Below are 19,622 nucleotides of genomic sequence, written 5' to 3' on the forward strand. Positions count from 1 at the left end.
CCAGAAGCCGTGCAACGTCGCCAGGTCATGCGTCGAGGCGGAGACGGATGCGAGCGCGGGATATTCCTCCGGCCGGTGAAAGCGGTCATGGGCCCGCTCGAAATAAAGAACGCGGCATGAAAGAATGTTGGCTGCGGACATGCGCTCGCGAAAGCCCGCGGGAACAGTCCCGAGATCCTCGCCAATGATAAGACACTCATTGCGCCGGCTTTCCAGAGCGGCGATCGCCATCAGATCGTCCAGCGGAAATCTCACATAGGCGCCATCCGAGGGCGAAGCCCCGGCCGGGATCATGAAGAGCCGTTGCCACCCCATGATGTGATCGATGCGCAAGGCGCCCGCATGCCGCATATTGGCGCGCAGAAGCGCTATGAAATGCGCGTAGCCGGTGGCTCTGAGCCGGTGCGGAATAAGCGGAACGACGCCCCATTCCTGCCCCAGCTCGTTGAATGGATCAGGCGGCGCGCCGACGCGAGCCTGACCCGCGAATAGATCGCGATTGGCCCAGTGATCGGCGCCGGAAGCGTCGACGCTGATGGCGAGATCGTTGCAGAGGCCGACCGCCATGCTGCGCGCACGCGCGAGTTTCGCCGTCCCGGAAAATGCCTCTTCACAGAGCCACTGAAGATATTTGAAGAAGGCAACTCTCCCAGACTGAGCCGCCTGAAAGGCGCGCACCTCGCGCGACGCCCAATCTCTGTAGCCAACTGGCCATTGCCGCCAATCATGCGTGCCCAGATGCTCGGCCAGTGCCTGAAAGGTCGCGAAGCGCTCGAGCGCGACACCGGCCTGCTCGAGGAAATTTCGATACTCCCGCCCTCGCCCGCTTTCTTCGGACAGGTGTTTTTCCTCAAAACTTCGGCGCATGAGCTGAAGCAGCGCGAGCTTGAGGGTGGCGACGGCCTTGTAGTTGACGAGCGATCCGTCACGCGAAATCGAGAGCGCGCGCATCATTTCCGGCATGTCGAAAAGCGCGCGTGCCTCGCTCGATTCCAGAAAATCTGGCATGGAGCCGGGGGCGAGATAAAGCGGATTGCGGAAAAGTCGGCTGTTCGGCGAATAGGGGCTCGCCTGCTCCGGCGTGTCGAGAAAGAGCGCGTGCAAAGGATTGAGGCCGATTGCATCCACGCCCATGGATGCAGATTTTTCGATCAGCATACGGAGGTCGCCAAAATCTCCCATGCCCCAGTTTTCCTGCGTATTGAGAGAATAGAGTTGCGTTGAAAGGCCCCAGCACGGCGCCGATGCGAATTTTGCCGGCAAATGGCAGCGCATTGGCGCAACGATCAATGTGGCTATCGCCTCGCCCGAACTCTCGAGACGGAATTCGTGATAGCCGGGCGGAAGCGGCGGAAGCCGCAAGCGGCGCAAGCTGATGGGTAAACCATCGATCGATCCGGATTCCTCGACCGGCATGTCGGCGAGCGCCGCTTCCCCCGTTTCAATCTCGCCCGATTCAAGCCTTATGCACCATCTGATCGATCCGGTGCCTTCCGCGGCCGGCAATCTAAACGAAACTTCGATCTCGTCATGCTCGCGCCCGACGATCGCCGGAGCGAGAACGTTTCGCCACGGCTCCGCAATCAGTCGGGACAGGCTTGCCGCCGCGTCCGCATCGGTCTGCGCGGGAATTCCCAGCGCTTCGAGCAGCGCGCGTAGCGTCTCGGACGTCGCCTCGTGCAGGCGCCCCAGAATATCCCAGTAGCGCGGCTCTATGCCCGCTGCATCGGCAAGACGGATCAGGGTTTCGTCGCTGTACATGAGGAGCGATCCTCAATTTTCGCTGGCGAGAAGTGCAAGCGAGTGGGCGGCAAGTGGAAATGCCGAGCCCGGATTAAAGCGGACGTTCACCGGTTCCTCGTTCGATCTTGTGTCGAGCAGGCACTTCCAGATCTTGTCGGGCTGCGTCTCAGGCAGCACGAAGTTCGCCGCGCTGTTCTCCGCATTCATCAGGAGCAGGAGCGCGTGTCTCACCGGCCGTTCCGGGTCGGCGGGGGCAACCTCCATCGGAGGTATCGCATAGAGAACGCCGAGGCAGTGAAGACCGTCCTTGCGCCAATCCTCGTCCATCATCTCCGTTCCCGTGGCGGAGAGCCAGGCGATGTCCCGCATGCCGCCGCCGTCGATGTGGTCGCCATGAAAGAAGCGATTTCGACGAAAAACCGGATGAGCGGCGCGAAACGCGATCAGCTTTTGAACGAATGCAAGGAAGGGTCGGCCCTTGTCGAGCTTCGTCCAGTCGACCCAGCCGATCTCGTTGTCCTGGCAATAGGCGTTGTTGTTGCCATGCTGCGTTCGCCCGAATTCGTCGCCCGCGAGGAGCATCGGAATTCCCTGCGAGAGGAGAAGCGTCGCCATCAGATTGCGCTTCTGCCGCTGGCGAAGTTCGACAATCTCTCGGTTCTCGGTCGGCCCTTCCACGCCGCAGTTCCAGCTGTAATTGGCATCCGTGCCGTCGGCATTGTCTTCCATATTGGCGAGATTGCGCTTCCGCTCATAGGTAACGAGATCTTCGAGCGTGAAACCGTCATGGGCGGTGATGAAGTTCACACTCGCCGTCGGTCGGCGCCCTCGCCCTCCGAATATGTCGCTCGAACCGGACAGACGGAATGCGAGATCGCCGACGACGCCCGGCTCTCCGCGCCAGAATTTGCGCACGCCGTCGCGATACTTGTCGTTCCACTCGCTCCAGGGAGGCGGGAACGCGCCGACTTGATATCCGTCGGGTCCGAGGTCCCAAGGCTCCGCGATGAGCTTCGTTTGTGCCAGCGTCGGGTCCTGCATGACCCAGTCGAAGAACGGGGCCTGTTGCGAAAAATGGTGATGTTTGCGTGCAAGGCTGACGGCAAGGTCGAAGCGAAAGCCATCGACATGCATCTCCTTCACGAAGTAGCGAAGGGAATCCAGAACCATTTGTAGAACGCGCGGATGCTCGAAATTGAGCGTGTTTCGACAGCCGGTAAAATCGACATAGCGCCGCCTGTCCTCAGCGAGACAGTAATAGGATGCGTTGTCGATGCCGCGAAAGGAAAGCGTGGGGCCAAACTCGTCTCCCTCGCCCGTATGGTTGAAGACGACATCGAGGATGACCTCAATGCCCGCTTCGTGAAAAGCCCGAACGGTTTTTTGAAAATCATCGATATCGCCATTCATCAGGAAGCGAGGATCGAGCGCGAAGAAGTTGATCGAATTATATCCCCAGTATTCATGCAATCCGTTGTGCGCCAGAACGCGCGTCGTCGCGGCTGGATGAAGTGGAAGAAATTCAACGGCCGTTATCCCGAGGCTCTGCAAGTGGCTGATGATGTCGGGCTGGCGTAGCGCCGCCATGGTCCCCCGCATGCTCTTCTCGATAGCGGGATGGAGCATGGTGTAGCCGCGCGCATGAAGCTCGTAGATGACTGAGTTCGCCGGGGGCGTAAGCGGTCCTGAATCGCTCGACCATGAGAAGGTCGGGTCGATCACCCGGCACTTCGGCATGAGCGCCGCATTGTCGCGGGTGTCGAATGACAGATCCTCGCGCGAGTCCCCGGGAATGTAGCCGCAGTGAATGTCGTTCCACTCGAATGAGCGATCGAGCGAGCGCGCATAAGGATCGATCAGAAGCTTGTTCGCATTGAAGCGATGGCCATTCCAGGGATCGTAAGGACCATATACGCGATAGCCATAGAGCAAACCCGGACGGCCACCCGGAAGATGCCCATGCCATATGTCGCCTGTGCGTTCCGGCAGCGAGTGTCGCGCCAGCTCGCGCTGGCCGGCACTGTCGAAAAGGCAAAGCTCGACCTTCTCGGCATTGGCGGAGAAAATCGCGAAGTTCACGCCGCGCTGGTCGGGCGTTGCGCCCAGCGGGTAAGGCTGCCCCTCTCCCAGCGTCCGGCTTCTCATCACGGCGGTACGTTCTCCGGTTGCAAGATGAGGACACCAAGCGGAGGCAGGGTGAGCGACAGGGACGCCGCCATGCCATGAGCGGGCACGTCGTGCGCAACGACCATGCCTGAATTTCCAATGCCGCTTCCGCCATAGCAGCGGGCGTCGGAGTTCAGCACTTCCCGATAGGCGCCCTGCCGTGGCGCGCCGACAACATAGTCGTTGCGCACGACCGGTGTGAAATTGCAGACGATCACCATGAGATCGGCGGGTTCGGCAGCGTGGCGAATATAGGACACGACGCCGGCCTCCGCGTCGTTGCAGTCGATCCAGGAAAAGCCTTCCGCCTCGCAATCGCGTTCATGAAGCGCCGGCGCATTGCGATAGAGATGGTTCAGATCACGCACCAGCGCCTGCACGCCTGCATGCATCCCGTCCTCGAACAGATGCCAATCCAGACTCTCGTCATGGTTCCATTCGCGTTCCTGCGCGACCTCGCCACCCATGAAGAGAAGTTTCTTGCCCGGTTGCGTGAACATGAAGGCAAGATAGGCGCGCAAATTGGCAAATTTTTGCCAGCGATCGCCGGGCATCTTGCCGAGGAGCGAGCCCTTGCCGTGGACGACCTCATCATGCGAGAGCGGCAGAATGAAATTCTCGCTGAACGCATAGAGCAGGCCGAAGGTCAGCCGATCGTGATGATACTTCCGATGCACAGGCTCCTTCGCCATGTAGGACAGCGTGTCGTGCATCCAGCCGAGATTCCATTTATAGCCGAAGCCGAGCCCGCCGAGATATGTGGGGCGCGACACCATGGGCCACGCCGTCGACTCTTCCGCGATAGTGAGGGCGTCCGGATGCCGTGCGTAGACGGCTTCGTTGAGGCGGTGGAGAAAGCCGATCGCCTCCAGATTTTCAGGGCCGCCATGGATATTCGGAATCCACTCGCCCTCCTTCCGGCTGTAATTGCGGTAGAGCATCGAGGCGACCGCATCGACACGCAACCCGTCAACGCCATATCGGGACAACCAGAAAAGAGCGTTCGACAAGAGATAGCCACGCACTTCATTGCGCCCAAAATTGTAGATATGGGTGTGCCAGTCGGGATGCAGCCCTTCCCTCGGATCCTGATGCTCGTAGAGATGCGTGCCGTCGAAATTCGACAGGCCGTGCGGATCATTCGGAAAATGTCCCGCGACCCAATCGAGGATCACGCCGATACCTTCATCGTGACAGCGCTCGACGAATTTCTGGAACTCGGACGGCGTTCCGTATCGGCTGGTCGGTGCGAAAAGGCTCGTCGGCTGGTAGCCCCAAGAGCCGTCGAAAGGATGCTCGCTGACAGGCATCAGCTCGATATGGGTGAACCCCATGTCCTTGACATATGGCACGAGCGTGTCGGCAAGCTCCCCGTAGCGGAGCGAGCGCCCACCCTCCTCCGGTACGCGACGCCACGAACCCAAATGCACCTCATAGATCGAAACCGGCGCATGGCGGTCGGTGCGCGGCGAGGCATGAGGCGCGCGGCGAGGCTCCGGCAGCGCAGCGGAAATAACCGACGCGGTTTTCGGCGGGCGCTCCGCCTCGAAGGCAAAGGGATCGGCCTTGAGGAGCGTTTCTCCCGTTTTCGTCCTGATCTCATATTTGTAAAGCGCGCCTACGCCGACACCGGGTAAAAAGATTTCCCAGAGCCCCGCTCCCGGATGCAGTCGCATGGGCTGGCGCCGCCCATCCCACTCGTTGAAATCGCCAACGACGCTTACGCGACGCGCGTTCGGTGCCCAGACGGCGAAATTCGTGCCAGCCACACCTTCCCTTACCATCGGATGCGCGCCCATCTTCTCGTAGGAAAAGAGATAGTTTCCTTCGGCATGAAGGTAGATATCCGTTTCAGTGAGAAGCGGCGGAAACGAATAGGGATCGTCGATCGTCTGCGATGTCTCGCCCGTACTTACCCGTAATCGATAGGGAAAGAATGCGCGGTCCAAACCCAAGCTCGCTTCGAAAAAGCCCAAAGAATCCACACAAACCAGTTCGGCGAGCTCGGCTCCAGTCTGCCGGTCGATGATCGAAACGGCGGTCGCGCCGGGATGGAACGCGCGCAGGACGAGTTCGCCGCTCTCATTCCTGTGCATGCCGAGGAAAGAGAACGGATCGCATTCATCGCCGTTGACGAGCGAGGCGATCCGATCGCAATGTGATGCAAACAAAGATCGGGATCGCCGCCTGCTCCGTCGCATGGAAATTCCTGACTCTGGAAAGACGGGCATATCGAGCCTCGTGCGCGTGCGGCATTCTACGATCAGAAAATTTCATCTGGCATGATTTCGATCAATCGCGGGGGGAAGACGGCCGCTTAAGCTGAGCAACCCAAACCTGCGCGGTACATACATGCGAGTGCTTTTCGTCACGTCAGAAGTTTGTTCATTGGCGAAGACTGGCGGCCTTGCCGATGTTTCAAGAGCCCTTCCAATAGCTCTCAAGAAGCAAGACATAGATGTGCGATTGCTTCTGCCTGGCTATCCGAGCGCACTGGCGCAAGTCGAAAGGCCGCGCGCGATCGCAAGGCTCGCACCGCTGCTTGGCATCTCCGACGCAACGCTAGTAGTCGGGCGCCTTCCCACCTCGGATGTTCCAGTCTTTCTGATCGACTCGCCCTCTCTCTACCGGCGCGAAGGTGGCCTCTATCTACGCAGCGACGGGCAGGAGTGGCCGGACAATGCGCTGCGTTTTGCATTCCTGTCCCATGTGGGCGCCGAGCTTGCAATGGAGCGAACATGCCTTGGCTGGCAGCCGGATGTCGTGCATGCGAACGACTGGCATACGGGGCTTCTGCCCCTCCTGCTTTCCCGTGAGGGCGGCGCAAGACCAAAAACGATATTCACCGTGCATAATATGGCGTTTCAAGGCAATTTCTCGCCGGAAATCCTGCCCGCCATCGGCGTGCCCGCCGACTGTTTCCTCAGCGGCAATATCGAGTATTACGGGCAGGCGTCATTTCTGAAAGCAGGCCTGTGCTATGGCGACCGGCTGACGACGGTGAGCCCGACCTATGCGAAGGAAGTCATCACGCCAGAATTCGGTTGCGGGCTCGATGGGCTTCTGCGCACGAGATCCGTCAGCTTTTCGGGCATTCTCAATGGCATCGACGATGCGTCCTGGGACCCGGCAAGCGATCCCTATCTGCCTCACTTGTTCCGCACGGGCGACATTGGAGGCAAGAAAATTTGCAAGGCGGAGCTTCAGCGAGAATTCGGCCTGCCTGTCCGCGCCGACGCGCCGCTGATCGGCTTTGTCAGCCGCCTCACCCATCAGAAAATGGCCGATGTCATTCTGGACGCCCTGCCCCTGATCGTCGAGCGGGATGCGCAATTCGTTCTGCTCGGTCAGGGAAATCCGGAACTGGAAAAAGATTTCGTGGAAGCGCAGGCGAAATATCCCGGGCATGTTGCGGCGCATATCGCCTATGACGAAGCGCTGGCGCATCGCCTTCAGGCCGGGAGCGACATCCTGCTGGCGCCGGCGCGCTATGAGCCTTGCGGCCTTACCCAGCTCTATGCGCTGCGCTACGGAACGCTGCCTGTCGTCCGGCGCACCGGCGGGCTCGCCGATACGGTCGTCGATACGAGCGCCGCCACCATCATCGACCGGACAGCGACGGGTTTCGTTTTTGATAATGCGAATCTAATCAGCCTCATTACAGCGCTTGATCGCGCTCTTGCCTGCTACATGGAACCGCTCATCTGGCGGCGGCTTCAGGCGCAGGCAATGCGGCAGGATTTCAGCTGGCGCAGTAGCGCCGCGCAATATGCGGCGTACTACAACGACCTTGCCGGCGCGCCAGTACCCCGCCTGCGTTACCATGTCCCATCGGAAGATAGCGCTTTGCAATCGGTCCGGCAGGCTGCAAGCTAAGCGAGCGCAGTTCTTCTGTCCGGCGCCGCTGACGGGGCGATTTCAGCGAATGGCTAATGGGGGCAATGGTTCGAGTTCATCCAGAGGAGCACCCCATGGCCCGCTTCGACCCGACCGATATCTCCGAAGAACTCATCAGAATGCGCAGCTACCTGATCTGGAAGCGCGCAGGTTGCCCGCAAGGCAACGAAGCCGAACATTGGCGCCGCGCAAGGGAAGAGATCGAAGCCGAGATGCGCTGCGCGCAGGCGCTCGACAAGCCCGCTGCCTATGTCATGCCGCGCGTGCCGATCTCATCGCCGCCGTGCAAGAGCATCTCCGCGCGGATTGCGCACCGCACTTCGCCGCCTAACGCTGCCAGGAAATGAGCGGCAATTCGGTCGGAAGGAAAACATCCGGATGATGAGGCACCACGCGCACGGTGTAATCATCCGAGGGGCGTGACGCGCTTACGGCGCCTGCATAGACGTAACCATTGTTGGAACCGGGAATAGCCTGCTCCTGGTGCAGAAGCACGACTTCAGGATCGAGCCCGTTACTCGCATCCGCGAAAAGCTCCACCCGGACCGATGATGGTATCACCTCGCCCATGTAAACCGGCACGATCACGTTCCAGGATTCTCCGTTCCGGTTGATCGTCACATTTCCGATGTGAAGCGTCGGCCAACGCATGTGAAGCGTACGCGACCACTGGTTCATCGCCTTCGCGTCCGCGCATTTTTCCTTCATCCGTCTACGGATGCTATTGGAGAGAGGAAGATAGGCCTTCTCCACATATTCCCTGATCATGCGGGCACCGTTGAACTGGGGCGTCAGCTCGTACATGCTGCGCCTTATCCTTTTCAGCCAGTTGCGGGGAAGGCCCGTCGCATCGAGATCGTAGAACTCGGGGATGATCTCCGCCTCGAGCAGGTCGTAAAGGCTTTCTGCATCGAACACGTCGACACGTTCGACGGCGCCGCCGCCGCCGTCTCCGATGGCCCAGCCCAGACCGTGGTCATAAGCCTCATCCCACCATCCATCGAGGATCGAGCAGTTCAAGCCGCCATTGACGAGAACCTTCATACCGCTCGTGCCGCAGGCTTCCCAGGGCCGTCGCGGCGTATTGATCCAGACATCGACGCCCTGCACCAGATGCTGAGCAAGGTCGAGATCGTAATCCTCGAGATAGATGACATGACGGCGGAAGCGCGGCTGATGCGCAAAGTCGATCCATTCCCGGATCATGCTCTTGCCGGCGAGATCGGCGGGATGCGCCTTGCCCGCCACGATGATCTGCACTGGCTGGCTTTCGTTCAGCAGCATCCGTCCAAGGCGCTCCTGATCGCGGAGAAGGAGGTTTGTTCGCTTGTACTCCGTGAAGCGGCGGGCGAACCCGATTGTCAGCACATTCGCATCGAGCGCTGCATCCGCCATCTGCACGATTTCGGGGTCCGCTCCACGCTCCCGGAGCTGTTTGGCCAGATTCCGGCGGGCGATCTTCACCACGCTTTCGCGCCCCTTGCCGCGCATCGCCCATAGTTCTTCGTCGGACACGCCCATCATGTTCTCGCAGCGGGCAGCTTGAGGCGCGCGCCACCGCTCCTTTCCGCAGGCTTCCGTCCAGATGCGGTCGGCCTCGGCGGAGTCCCATGTGGGAACATGGACGCCATTGGTGATGTGCCCCACGGGAACCTCGCAGGAGGGCCAGCGCGGAAACAGCGTCTGGAAAATTCTTCGGCTGAATTCGCCATGCAGGCGGCTCACCCCCACGCACATGCCCGATCCCCGCAATGCGAGATAGGCCATGTTGAAGGGTTCATGGTCGTCATTCGCGTTGGCCCGGCCCAGCGCCAGCACATCATTCATCCTGACGCCGCGCCCCGCCACATCGCCTTCGACATAGGGAAGATATTTGCGCAGGAGGCCGGCATGGAACTGGTCGAAACCTGCGGCCACCGGCGTATGCGTCGTGAACACATTGCCCGCTCGCGTCGCCCACAGCGCTTCCCAGAAATTGATGTTTTCCTTTACGGCGAGCTGGCGCGCGCGTTCGATGATCGCGAATGCCGCATGACCTTCGTTGACATGGCAGATTTCGATTTCCGGATGAAGCCTGTCCACAACGCGCCAGCCTCCGACGCCGAGCGCGATTTCCTGCATGAGGCGGATTTCCGTGCCGCCGCCATAGAGCTTCGCGGTAATGCCTCGATCCGGAGGTGTGTTGAGGAGGTCGTTGCTGTCCAGCAGATAGAGCTTCACACGGCCGACCGCCGCCTGCCATACGCGCAGGAGCACCGTGCGTCCAGGCAGCTCGAGCGAGACGCGCAGCCAGCCGCCTTCCGGCAGGATGACCGGCTCGATGGGCATCGCGGCCGGTTCGTTATAAGGATAGAATTCCTGCTGCGCGCCCTCTGTGTCCACCACCTGGCGGAAATATCCTTCCTGATAGAGCAGCCCGATTCCGATGGCCGGAATGTCGAGATCGCTTGCCGTTTTCAGAAAGTCGCCGGCAAGCACGCCCAATCCGCCCGCATAAAGCGGCAAGGCGGCTCCAAGGCCGAATTCCATGCTGAAATAGGCGACGCCGCCCAGATCCGAGGCGGCATGGGTCTGGCGGAACCAGCCCGGCGTCTGCAGATAGCGCTCCCTCGCGGCGACAAAGCTCGAGAGTTCGTCGAGGAATTTCTGATCGCAGGCAAGCGAGTTCAGCCGCTCCGCCGGCGTGCTCTGGAGAACCACCCAGGGGTTATGCGTACGTTCCCATAATGGCTCGTTGACATAGGACCACAAGGCATCGCCTTCATGGCTCCATGTCCAGCGCAGATCGAGCGCGAGCGATTGCAGGATGGAGATTTCGCTCGGCAATTTCGGCAAGGGAAGCGCGACCATTGTCTTGATCCTTCCCATTACTCATGACCCGGCTCACGGCCAAGTCCGCCCTAAGCCTAGCACCATCGGGCGCGATGTTAGAAGCTGAAGCAGCAGGTGCTTCGTTCTCTGTCGCTCTACTTCTTTCGCATTTCTGTTTCGGGCCCGCCCACACAGAAGCATCCGTGCGCCGGTTACAGGTGAATTGTCCGGCAACTCTCGTCACATGGAAGCATGGCTTCAATAGCCGAGCATGGTGCGGAAGCCAAATACGTCCGTGTAGGGAGTTTAATGAAAGAGCGAAGATGCGGCCGAGATCTCATCCATCCGCTTGCTCCCTCGCCTCCCCTCAAGCTCCCCCCACGGACCGACTTGCCGCAGCACCTATAAAACTGAGTACCCTCATTTTATTCTTGCGCTTTCGATGGCCGTGATTACAGTTGGTGACCGAGGAGACCCGGGCGCCGAGGGCCGGTCATGCGAGCTTCCGCTGACGGATCGGACGGCCGGGATGCGATATGGGAGGATACGCGGATGGTTCAGGTCACTGAACTTGGCTATATGGGGCTCGGAGTCAAAGACCTTGCCCAGTGGAAAGACTTCGCTTCGAAGATTCTCGGCCTGGAGGTGGCGGACGAAGGAGAGCCCGGCCGGTGCTATTTCCGCATGGATTACTGGCATCACCGTTTCATCGTCGATGAGGACGGTACGGACGATCTCAACTATCTCGGCTTTCGCGTCGCCGGCACGGAGGAGTTCCGGCAGATGCACAGGCAGCTCACCGAAGCGGGGATCAAGGTTCGCATCGGCTCACCGGAAGAAGCGGACGAACGCCGCGTTCTCGAAGTGATGAAGCTCAACGACGCGAGCGGATATCCCATTGAAATATTTCATGGACCGCAGGTTCAGGCTGACAAGCCCTTTCATCCCGGCCGGCGGATGCATGGCCGGTTCAAGACCGGCGATGGCGGCCTCGGACATCTGATCCAGCGTGAGACGGTCGGTTTCGAGAAGACCTATGAATTCTACAAGCTGCTCGGCATGCGCGGCGGCGTCGAATATAAGATCGCCCTGCCCGGCATGCCACGCCCCTTCGAACTGATGTTCCTGCACTGCAACAGCCGCGACCACACTCTCGCCTTCGGCCCGCCCGGCGAGAAGCGGATCAACCATCTCATGATCGAGGTGGAGAATTTCGACGATGTCGGGCTCGCTTATGAAGTCGTGCAGCAAAACGGTGTTCCGGTCGCCATCGCGCCGGGGCGGCACGCCAACGACCATATGTATTCCTTCTATTTCGTGAACCCGTCGGGCTGGATGTGCGAGATCGGCTGGGGCGCGCGGGCGGCAACGCACCAGTCGGAATATTACCAGCGCGACACTTACGGCCATGAGCCGGTGCTGGGCGTCATGAAAGGCGTGATGGAAGTCGCGGCCGAATAGGCGCCAGGCCTCACTCATGCGTGTGCAGGACTCTCGCGCCTGCGCGCGCCCAGACATTCACAGATGAAATCAAAACGTCCTGCTTCGGCTTTCGCCGGCAGGCGAACGGGAGAGGAGTCGCTCGGCAAGGGAGCGGCAGGGAGAGAACATGACCGCACGCACGGGAAAGCAATATATCGAAGGGCTGCGCGACGATCGCACGGTGTGGCTCGGCAACGAGAAGGTGGACATTCTGAGCCATCCGGTCTTCGCTGGCTCGATCAAGGGCATGGCCGGATATTTCGACTGGCAGAACGAACATGCCGACGACTGCCTTGTGCCCGATCCGGAGACGGGCGAGCCGATGAGCGCGAGCCTCATCGTGCCGAAGAACGCCGATGACCTGAAACGCCGCCACAAGGCTTTCGACCGCTTCGCGCGATACTCCGCCGGCATGCTCGGCCGCACGCCGGATTATGTGAATGTCACCCTCGCCGGCTTCGTGGCGCGCAGCGACATTTTCGAGTCCAGGGGCGACAGGACTTATTCCGACAGGCTCAAGCGCTTCTATCGCGAGGTCGTCGAGAGGGATCTCTCGCTGACGCATACGATCATCCATCCCGTCGTCGACAAGGCGATCCCCGACACGCAGGGGATCAATGGCGAGCTTGCGCTCAAGGTCGTGCGCCGCAACAAGGACAGCATCGTCGTGCGGGGCGCGAAGATCCTCGCGACGCTCGGGCCGTTCGCCGACGAACTCTTCGTCTATCCAGGCCAGCCGCAGCCGGCAGGCACCAATCCCGACGTGTTGCTCGCCTTCTCGATCCCGATGAACACCAAGGGCCTCATCACGCTTTGCCGAGACCATTGCGGCGTCACCGCGCCTGTGGGCGACCGGCCCTTCTCCAGCCGCTTCGACGAGCAGGACGCCTTCATGATCTTCGACGATGTCGAGATTCCGAACGAGCGCGTCTTCATCGATGGCGACCTCGACGTCTATAACGGGCTGATGCGGCACGGATGGGCCGCGAACATCATGCAGCAGACGGCCATTCGCGCCGCGGTGAAGCTCGAATTCGCCTATGAGCTTTGCACCCGCATGGCTCGGGCAACCAATTCGGAGATGCGGCCGGACGTCGCCGCCATGCTCGGCGAACTCTGGGGCTATGCGACCCTCACGCGCTCGGCGATCATGGCCGCCGAGGCGGGCGCGCGGGACTGGGGCAACGGCGCCTTCTTCTGCGACGATCGCCCCTTGCGCGCCACGCGCTCGATGATGCCCGGCTGGATGGTCAGGGCAAACGATTGCATCAAGACCATCGGCTCGCACAACCTCCTCGCCACGCCGTCTCTCGACGCCATCGACAATCCGGAGATCGGGGATCTGGTCAGGACGTTCATGCCGGGTGCGAACGGAATGAGCGCGCGCGAGCGTGCCACGCTTTTCCGCACGGCATGGGACTTTGCAGGCTCTGCCCTTGGCGGCCGCGTCGAGCTTTACGAGCGTTTCTATCTGGCGAGCGCGCCGCGCAATCAGGCGCTCGACCACATGATGGCGCAGATGGAACGGCCGTGGGACGAAATCCCGACGCTCATGAAGGCGGCTGGCGTCGAGTAGAAACCAGTCACATGGCGGCGATGCTCCGGCACCGGATCAAATCGGGCGCCGGAGCGATCGTCGTCCGGTTCAGGCTGTCACTTTCCAGAGAATGCCCTCGTCACTTCGCATCGTGACGAGTTTCAGATTGCGATTATGGACCGCGAGCGCTCCTTCCCAGAGCCGGTTCCAGGCCTCGAAGGCAGCCGGATGCGGGTCGATCCCATCCATGAGGCGCCAGCCGCTCTGGCGGATCGTCACCGCGTTCCCCTCCTCCGCGATCTCCACCTGCTCGCCCTGCGCGGCGGCCATGGCGGCAAGATAGGTGGCGAAGGAGCGCACCTCGCCCGGCGCGATGCCCAGAAGCTCCGCCGTCTCGTCATAGAACTGCATGCCGATGAGCCGCGCCGCGCGACCGAGATGCGCGCGTGTTTCCTCGGGGCCGAAGAGCGAGAGCATGGTCGGCACAAGCGAGCGGACATATTCCATCGCATAGGCGCGCTCGACTTTTTTCAGCCTCTCTTCGGGCCAGTTCGCGCTATCGAGCTTCGGCGCCTTCGCCGCATCGAAATCGGGAGCGCGCTCGTTCGGCGCGAAGCGCACACGTTCGCTCTCCGCAATCTCGCGGCCATAATCGTAGTAATAGCCCTCAAGCCCCGGCGCGCCTTCCACGGTCTGCCCGGTGCACACAAAGCCGAGGCGTGGATTTCTGAGCGACACGCCGTTGTGCCCGTGCCAGCCATGAAGCATGGCTTCATTGACCTTGGCCGGAACGGCGCAGATCGACGCGCCCTGCCAGATCCAGCGCGGCGGCGGATAACGAACCCAGGCCTTGCTGTCGGACTCGGGCATATACTCGGTTTTGACGCCGCCAAGCGCGTTGGAGAAATAGTGATATTGCGCGCAGGCGACCGCGTCAGGCAGTCCGTCCAGACCGAGCTTCTTCAGGCCGGGCAGAAACTTCTCAAGATGCTGGCGGCGGAAATGACCGAGGACGAATTGCGCCGCCGCATCTTCGCCCTTGCGCGTGACGAGCGTCAGCACGAGCCCGGTCATCAGCGCATTATAGATACGGGAGACGGCCTTGTAGCCGGCAAGAGAGGGAACAGTTTTCATTCGGGATTGCATTCCTGAGATCGTTGCATTCCCGCAGTCTATCGCAAGCGCATGCGCAAGGGCACCGGCGGCTTTCACTCCGCCGCTGCCCCTGCCTGCTCCATGCCCGTCTCAGAATTGCCCGAGAGCGACGCGACGAACGGCGTCGGAATCCGTCGGCTGGTGGCCGACTTTGTGGGCGGGTGCAGGAACGCTCTGCACAGTGTTGGTGAGCTTGCCGATACCCGTCACCTCGACCTCGACAACATCGCCGGGGTTCATCGGCCGCGAATTGGCGGGCGTACCGGTGAGCACGATGTCGCCCGGCAGGAAGGTGATGTGCCGCGAGAGATCGGCAAGAATGTAGTCGATGGGAAACACCATCTCGCTGACGGGCCCGTCCTGAACGACCTTGCCGTTGATATAGGTGCGCACGCGCTCCTTGCGGATGTCGATGCCTCTGACGATACCGGGCCCAATGGGACAGAACCCGTCCTGTCCCTTTACGCGCAGCATCGAGCCCGCATCCGTGTCGCGGAAATCCTGCGCGCCGACATCGTTTGCCGGAGCGAAGCCCGCGAGATGATCCCAGACATCCTCTCGCGCGACATTGCGCATCGGCTTGCCGACGATTGCCGCGATCTCTCCTTCATAATTGAGGTACTGGCAATCGGCGGGACGGTTGAGAAAGCCGCGATGAGAATTAAGCGTTGTCAGCGGCTTCTGGAAATAGGTTGGCGTGACGAGCGGCGGCGCCTTGAACTCGACGCGGCGGCTATCGTAGTTCAGGTGTATGCAGATGATCTTGGTCGGATCGCAAGGCGGAAGGTAAGTTGCCTCGGCATCCGCCACCATCCGGCCGTCGCCAAGCCGCAGCATATCGCCTTCGGGGCGAACCCAGACGGGCGTTCCTTGATGGAGGATTCTGCGCCATTCCTCGCGGGGTCCGTTCAAAACCGACATTCGATTCTCCCATAGTTCATTCTTGTTCTGAAAATCATTTCCGCGCGTGCCGCCTGTCAGGCGAAAGAACTCTTGCGCACCGATATGTTCTTGATGTCGGAATAGAAGTCGAAGCTCCAGCTCCCGCCTTCGCGACCGATGCCGGAGTCCCGGCTTCCGCCGAAAGGCGCGGCAAGATCGCGGATGAAGAAGCAGTTGACCCATACCGTGCCCGCGACGACCTGCGAGGCGATGCGCGTGGCGCGCGCCTCATTGCGGCTGAAAAGCGTCGCCGCAAGGCCGTATTTCGTATTGTTGGCGAGTTCGATCACCTCGTCGTCGGAGTTGAAGCTCTGCCAGGTGAGGACGGGTCCAAAAACCTCCCGCTGCGCGATTTCGAGAGCAGGATCGACATTGGCAAAGAGCGTCGGCTGGAAATAGAGATCGCCGAAATTCGCGCGCGAGCCGCCCCAGAGCGGCACCGCTCCATCCGCTTTCGCTCTTTCGACGAAGCCTGCCACGCGCTCAAAATGCTCCTTGTGAATGAGTGGCCCGACGCGCGTATCCTTGTCGCGCGGATCGCCGACGATCATGTGGCTCGATGCGGCGCGAACCTTCTCGAGAAAGCCCTCTTCGATGGACTTCTCGACCATGATGCGCGTGCCCGCGAGGCAGACCTGTCCGGCATTCATGTATTGCGCGGCAACGGTCTGCGCGGCTGCGTCGAGGTCAGCATCGGCACAGACGATGAAGGGCGACTTGCCGCCGAGTTCCGCGCTCAGCGGCGTGATGGAGCGCGCGGCCGCCTGTCCGATGATCTTCGCCGTATCGGTCGAGCCGGTGAAGCTGATGCGATCGACGTCTGGATGGTTGACGAGCGCGTCGCCCGCCTCCTCGCCGATGCCCTGCACGACATTGAGCACGCCAGCCGGAATGCCGGCCGCATGTGCGATATCGGCCATGAGCGAACAGGTGAGCGGCGCCCACTCCGGCGGCTTCACGACGACGGTGTTGCCAGCGGCGAGCGCCGGGCCGACCTTCCATGTGGTCAGCATGAGCGGCGCGTTCCACGGCGTGATGAGCGCCGCGACGCCTGCCGGATCGTATTTCACATGGTTGACGACTTCGGGCGAGTCGATGGAGTGCCCCTCGAGCGTCAGCGCCCATTCGGCGAAGAATTCGATGTTCTGCGCGGCGCGCGGCACGACGCGATGCACATTGCCGAGCAACAGCGATCCATTGTCCATTGTTTCGACCGCAGCTAGCTCGTTCGCGCGGGCCTTGATGCCTTCGGCGAAGCGCTTGAGGATCGGCAGGCGTCCCTTCGGACCCAGCGCCGCCCATGCGGGAAAGGCCCTGCGCGCCGCGGCGACAGCCTGATCCACTTCCGCCTTGCCGCCTGCCGCGACGTCGGCGATATGCGTGCCGTCGACCGGAGAGATATTCGCGAAGCGCCGCGGCGAGGAAACGCGCCGCCCGTCGATCCAATGGTCGGTCGAGACTTCAACGCCTGCGACCGTTGCGATATTGCCGCTCATCATGCCTTCTCCGCGATACGCTGGTTTGTGTTTTCCTCAGTGCCGGTCTTTTCCGTCAGAAAGCGGTTGACCAGCCGGTCCGCCCGCGCCCGCTCTGCCAGCATATGCGCCAGTTGCTGGTTGCGCGCGCCGGAGGCGAGATAGAAGCGCTCATATTGCTCGTTGCGGCTGGCGAGCGCGCTGCCGGCAAAATCCCATGCGAGGCGGAAGATGCGGCTGCGCGCCTCGGCGCTCACATTGCCCGCGCCATGCATGAACTGATCGATGAGCGGGCGCAGCTCGGGGTCTGCAAGCTGTGCCTGTGTCGGCGCGGCGAGCAGATTATGAGAACCCAGGAGGCGGATGATCTCGTTCACGCGCGGAAACCATGTCGGCAATGTCGCGCGGAGGGCGACGAGCGGCGCGCCTTGCGGGAACCAGACGCCGTTTCCGAATTCATGCGCGTTTGCTTCTGCTGTCTGAATGCAGGCGCGGGCGAACTCGCAAAACGTCCACATTTCGCCGAGCATCTGCATGGCGGGCGGTTGCAAGCCGTTTATGGCCTCCGACATGCGCGTGGCCACACCCCAGGCGAATTCGAGCTTGGTCTGTGCCCGGATCATGGTCTGTTGCATGATGTTCGGGAACCAGCCCGTCGTCATGACCTGATTGTAGACAGGCAGGTTGCAGTTGATATGCAAGCGATCCCAGGGCACTTCCACATCGTCGAAGATGACGAAGGCATCCTGCTCGTCGAAGCGCGCTGAAAGCGGATGGTCGTGGATGTTGCGCGTTCCGGCGCAACTGTCACGGCAGATAAACTTCAGACCCGGCGCCGACATCGGAATGCAGAAGGCAAGCGCATAGGCATCGGCGCCTTCGGGCAAGGGCGCGGCCGGATAGACGGCAAGCTCGTCGGCAAATGGCGCGAGAGTTGCCAGAATGCGCGCGCCGCGCACGATGATGCCATGCTCCGTCTCGCCGACCTTGTGCAGCGCGACGGTGTTTCCCGGCCGGGGCGCATCGCCCTGCGCCTTGTCGATGGTCGGCTGAATGATCGTATGGGTCAGTGCAATGTCGTTGCGGCGGAGGAACTTCTGATAATTGACGAGGTTCTCCGCCCCTTCCTCGTTGCCATTGGCGCCCCACTCGTCGGCGCGACCGGCAAAGCCGGCATAGGTCACATTCATGTAGTCGGGCGAGCGGCCCATCACGCCGACGGTATATTCGGCGATCCGTTCGAGCCCCTTGTGGCGGCGAAGGATATCGTCCTTCGAGCGCGGGATCATGTGGCTGACATTGATCGGCTCGCCCGTTTCGGGATCGGGCATCAGGCAATCATCGGCAAACTCGTGCTGGAGATCGAAAATCTTCGCGAGGCCCTCCGCCGCGCCTGCGAAGGCCGGGTGGCTCGTCACATCTTCAACCTTGTCCGAGCCTACCCAGATGTTGCGCGCGCCTTTCAGGCCACGCAAAAACTGCTCTGCCGTGCGAGCTGGCATATGAGATCCCTCCCGTGATCTGGCCCGATGGTCCGGGCTTCTTCCGTCCCGATGCCTCCCCCGGCATCTGGCGCGATTATGACCGAGCGCCAATAATGACTGCACTCAGTTTATATTCCGGCGGAAACCTGTCAAGCGAAGCCGCATGAGGCTCCGGACGTTCGTTTTGCCTGCGGTCGGAACCGGATTGACAATGCCTTCCCAAACGACATGTTCTGTCTTCAGCCTGATCGGGACAAGAATGGAGAGGTAACGGGCGGTGACGGAACAGCGGAAAAGGAAGCCAGCGGCGGCACGCTCCCAGGCAGGCCGCGAGTCCGCGCCCATGGGCCGGCGCGAACGCAACAAGCTGGAGAAGCTGAGACGGATCACCTCCGCCGCGAAGGAGCTGTTCGCCACCAAGGGCTTCGCCCAGACGACCACGCAGGAGATCGCCGAACGCGCCGACATCGGCACCGGCACGCTCTTTCTCTATGCGAAGTCGAAGGAAGACCTTCTCATCATGGTCTTCAAGGACGAGATGATCGAGACCTCGCAGGCGGCATTCCGGAAGATTTCCTCGACGCCATCGCTGATAGACCAGCTCATGGAGGTCTTTGGCTCCATGATCGCCTACCACAATCGCGATGTCGGCCTTGCCAAGGTGCTGATCAAGGAGATCACAATTCTGGCGAGCCCCGAGCGGCGCAACGATCTGCGCGAGTTGATGAAGATCGTTTATGACGGCATCGGCGACCTCATCGTCTCCGGCCAGAAGGCGGGCAAGATACGCGCGAGTGTCGATCCTCAGACCGCCGCCGAGAACCTTTTCGGCATCTATTACATCAACCTGATCGGCTGGCTCGGCGGCATGGCCACAAAGAGGCAGTTCCTCTCCCGCCTGCGTCCCATGCTCACCCTCGCCATCGAGGG

13 protein-coding genes are annotated in these 19,622 nt (G+C 61.1%); 5 read left to right on the plus strand and 8 right to left on the minus strand.

Translation table 11 applies throughout. From position 1 onward, the window contains the following. The 3 genes from malQ to glgB form a co-directional block, all read right to left on the minus strand. Positions 1-1,761: 4-alpha-glucanotransferase (malQ, locus tag PKA57_RS05590; RefSeq protein WP_324298368.1), on the minus strand; the 1,761-nt coding region annotated here is incomplete at its 3' end. Between the two features lie 12 nt (positions 1,762-1,773). Beyond that, positions 1,774-3,888, minus strand: coding sequence for a glycogen debranching protein GlgX (gene glgX, locus PKA57_RS05595; protein WP_324298561.1), 2,115 nt, complete (start codon positions 3,886-3,888; stop codon positions 1,774-1,776). Further along, entirely contained in the window at positions 3,888-6,110 is a 2,223-nt protein-coding gene (glgB, locus tag PKA57_RS05600) for a 1,4-alpha-glucan branching protein GlgB (RefSeq protein WP_324298369.1), read from the minus strand. Before glgB ends, glgX begins: the two co-directional genes overlap by 1 nt. Before the next feature lie 151 nt (positions 6,111-6,261). Here glgB and glgA point away from each other — a divergent pair, with 151 nt between their 5' ends. Then, positions 6,262-7,785, plus strand: coding sequence for a glycogen synthase GlgA (gene glgA, locus PKA57_RS05605; protein ID WP_324298371.1), 1,524 nt, complete (start codon positions 6,262-6,264; stop codon positions 7,783-7,785). Between the two features lie 95 nt (positions 7,786-7,880). After that, entirely contained in the window at positions 7,881-8,153 is a 273-nt protein-coding gene (locus PKA57_RS05610) for a DUF2934 domain-containing protein (protein ID WP_324298373.1), read from the plus strand. Here the strand turns inward: PKA57_RS05610 and glgP are convergent. Further along, complete coding sequence (gene glgP, locus PKA57_RS05615) at positions 8,134-10,656, minus strand: alpha-glucan family phosphorylase (protein WP_324298375.1); 2,523 nt, start codon at positions 10,654-10,656, stop codon at positions 8,134-8,136. The two genes, PKA57_RS05610 and glgP, sit on opposite strands and share 20 nt — an antisense overlap. A 513-nt stretch (positions 10,657-11,169) precedes the next feature. Here glgP and PKA57_RS05620 point away from each other — a divergent pair. Together PKA57_RS05620 and PKA57_RS05625 are read left to right on the plus strand one after the other, a co-directional pair. Continuing rightward, the gene (locus PKA57_RS05620; protein WP_324298378.1) at positions 11,170-12,078 is read left to right on the plus strand and encodes a VOC family protein; all 909 of its coding nucleotides are present in this window, start codon (positions 11,170-11,172) and stop codon (positions 12,076-12,078) included. Between the two features lie 148 nt (positions 12,079-12,226). Continuing rightward, positions 12,227-13,675 (plus strand): 4-hydroxyphenylacetate 3-hydroxylase N-terminal domain-containing protein, encoded by a 1,449-nt coding sequence (locus tag PKA57_RS05625; RefSeq protein ID WP_324298380.1) that lies wholly within the window; start codon positions 12,227-12,229, stop codon positions 13,673-13,675. A gap of 69 nt (positions 13,676-13,744) precedes the next feature. Here PKA57_RS05625 and PKA57_RS05630 read toward each other — a convergent pair whose 3' ends face one another. The 4 genes from PKA57_RS05630 to PKA57_RS05645 form a co-directional block, all read right to left on the minus strand. Next, on the minus strand, positions 13,745-14,770 hold the full coding sequence (locus PKA57_RS05630) for a hypothetical protein (RefSeq protein WP_324298381.1): 1,026 nt from the start codon (positions 14,768-14,770) through the stop codon (positions 13,745-13,747). Between the two features lie 111 nt (positions 14,771-14,881). Beyond that, complete coding sequence (locus PKA57_RS05635; protein ID WP_324298382.1) at positions 14,882-15,712, minus strand: fumarylacetoacetate hydrolase family protein; 831 nt, start codon at positions 15,710-15,712, stop codon at positions 14,882-14,884. Positions 15,713-15,768: 56 nt separating this feature from the next. Next, complete coding sequence (locus PKA57_RS05640; protein WP_324298384.1) at positions 15,769-17,232, minus strand: aldehyde dehydrogenase; 1,464 nt, start codon at positions 17,230-17,232, stop codon at positions 15,769-15,771. Then, the gene (locus PKA57_RS05645; protein ID WP_324298386.1) at positions 17,229-18,710 is read right to left on the minus strand and encodes a 4-hydroxyphenylacetate 3-hydroxylase N-terminal domain-containing protein; all 1,482 of its coding nucleotides are present in this window, start codon (positions 18,708-18,710) and stop codon (positions 17,229-17,231) included. Before PKA57_RS05645 ends, PKA57_RS05640 begins: the two co-directional genes overlap by 4 nt. Positions 18,711-19,035: 325 nt before the next feature. Here PKA57_RS05645 and PKA57_RS05650 point away from each other — a divergent pair. Continuing rightward, on the plus strand, positions 19,036-19,622 hold a 587-nt coding region (locus tag PKA57_RS05650; protein WP_324298388.1), incomplete at its 3' end, for a TetR/AcrR family transcriptional regulator.

It is taken from the genome of Parvibaculum sp. (assembly GCF_035325945.1).
Lineage (GTDB): Bacteria > Pseudomonadota > Alphaproteobacteria > Parvibaculales > Parvibaculaceae > Parvibaculum.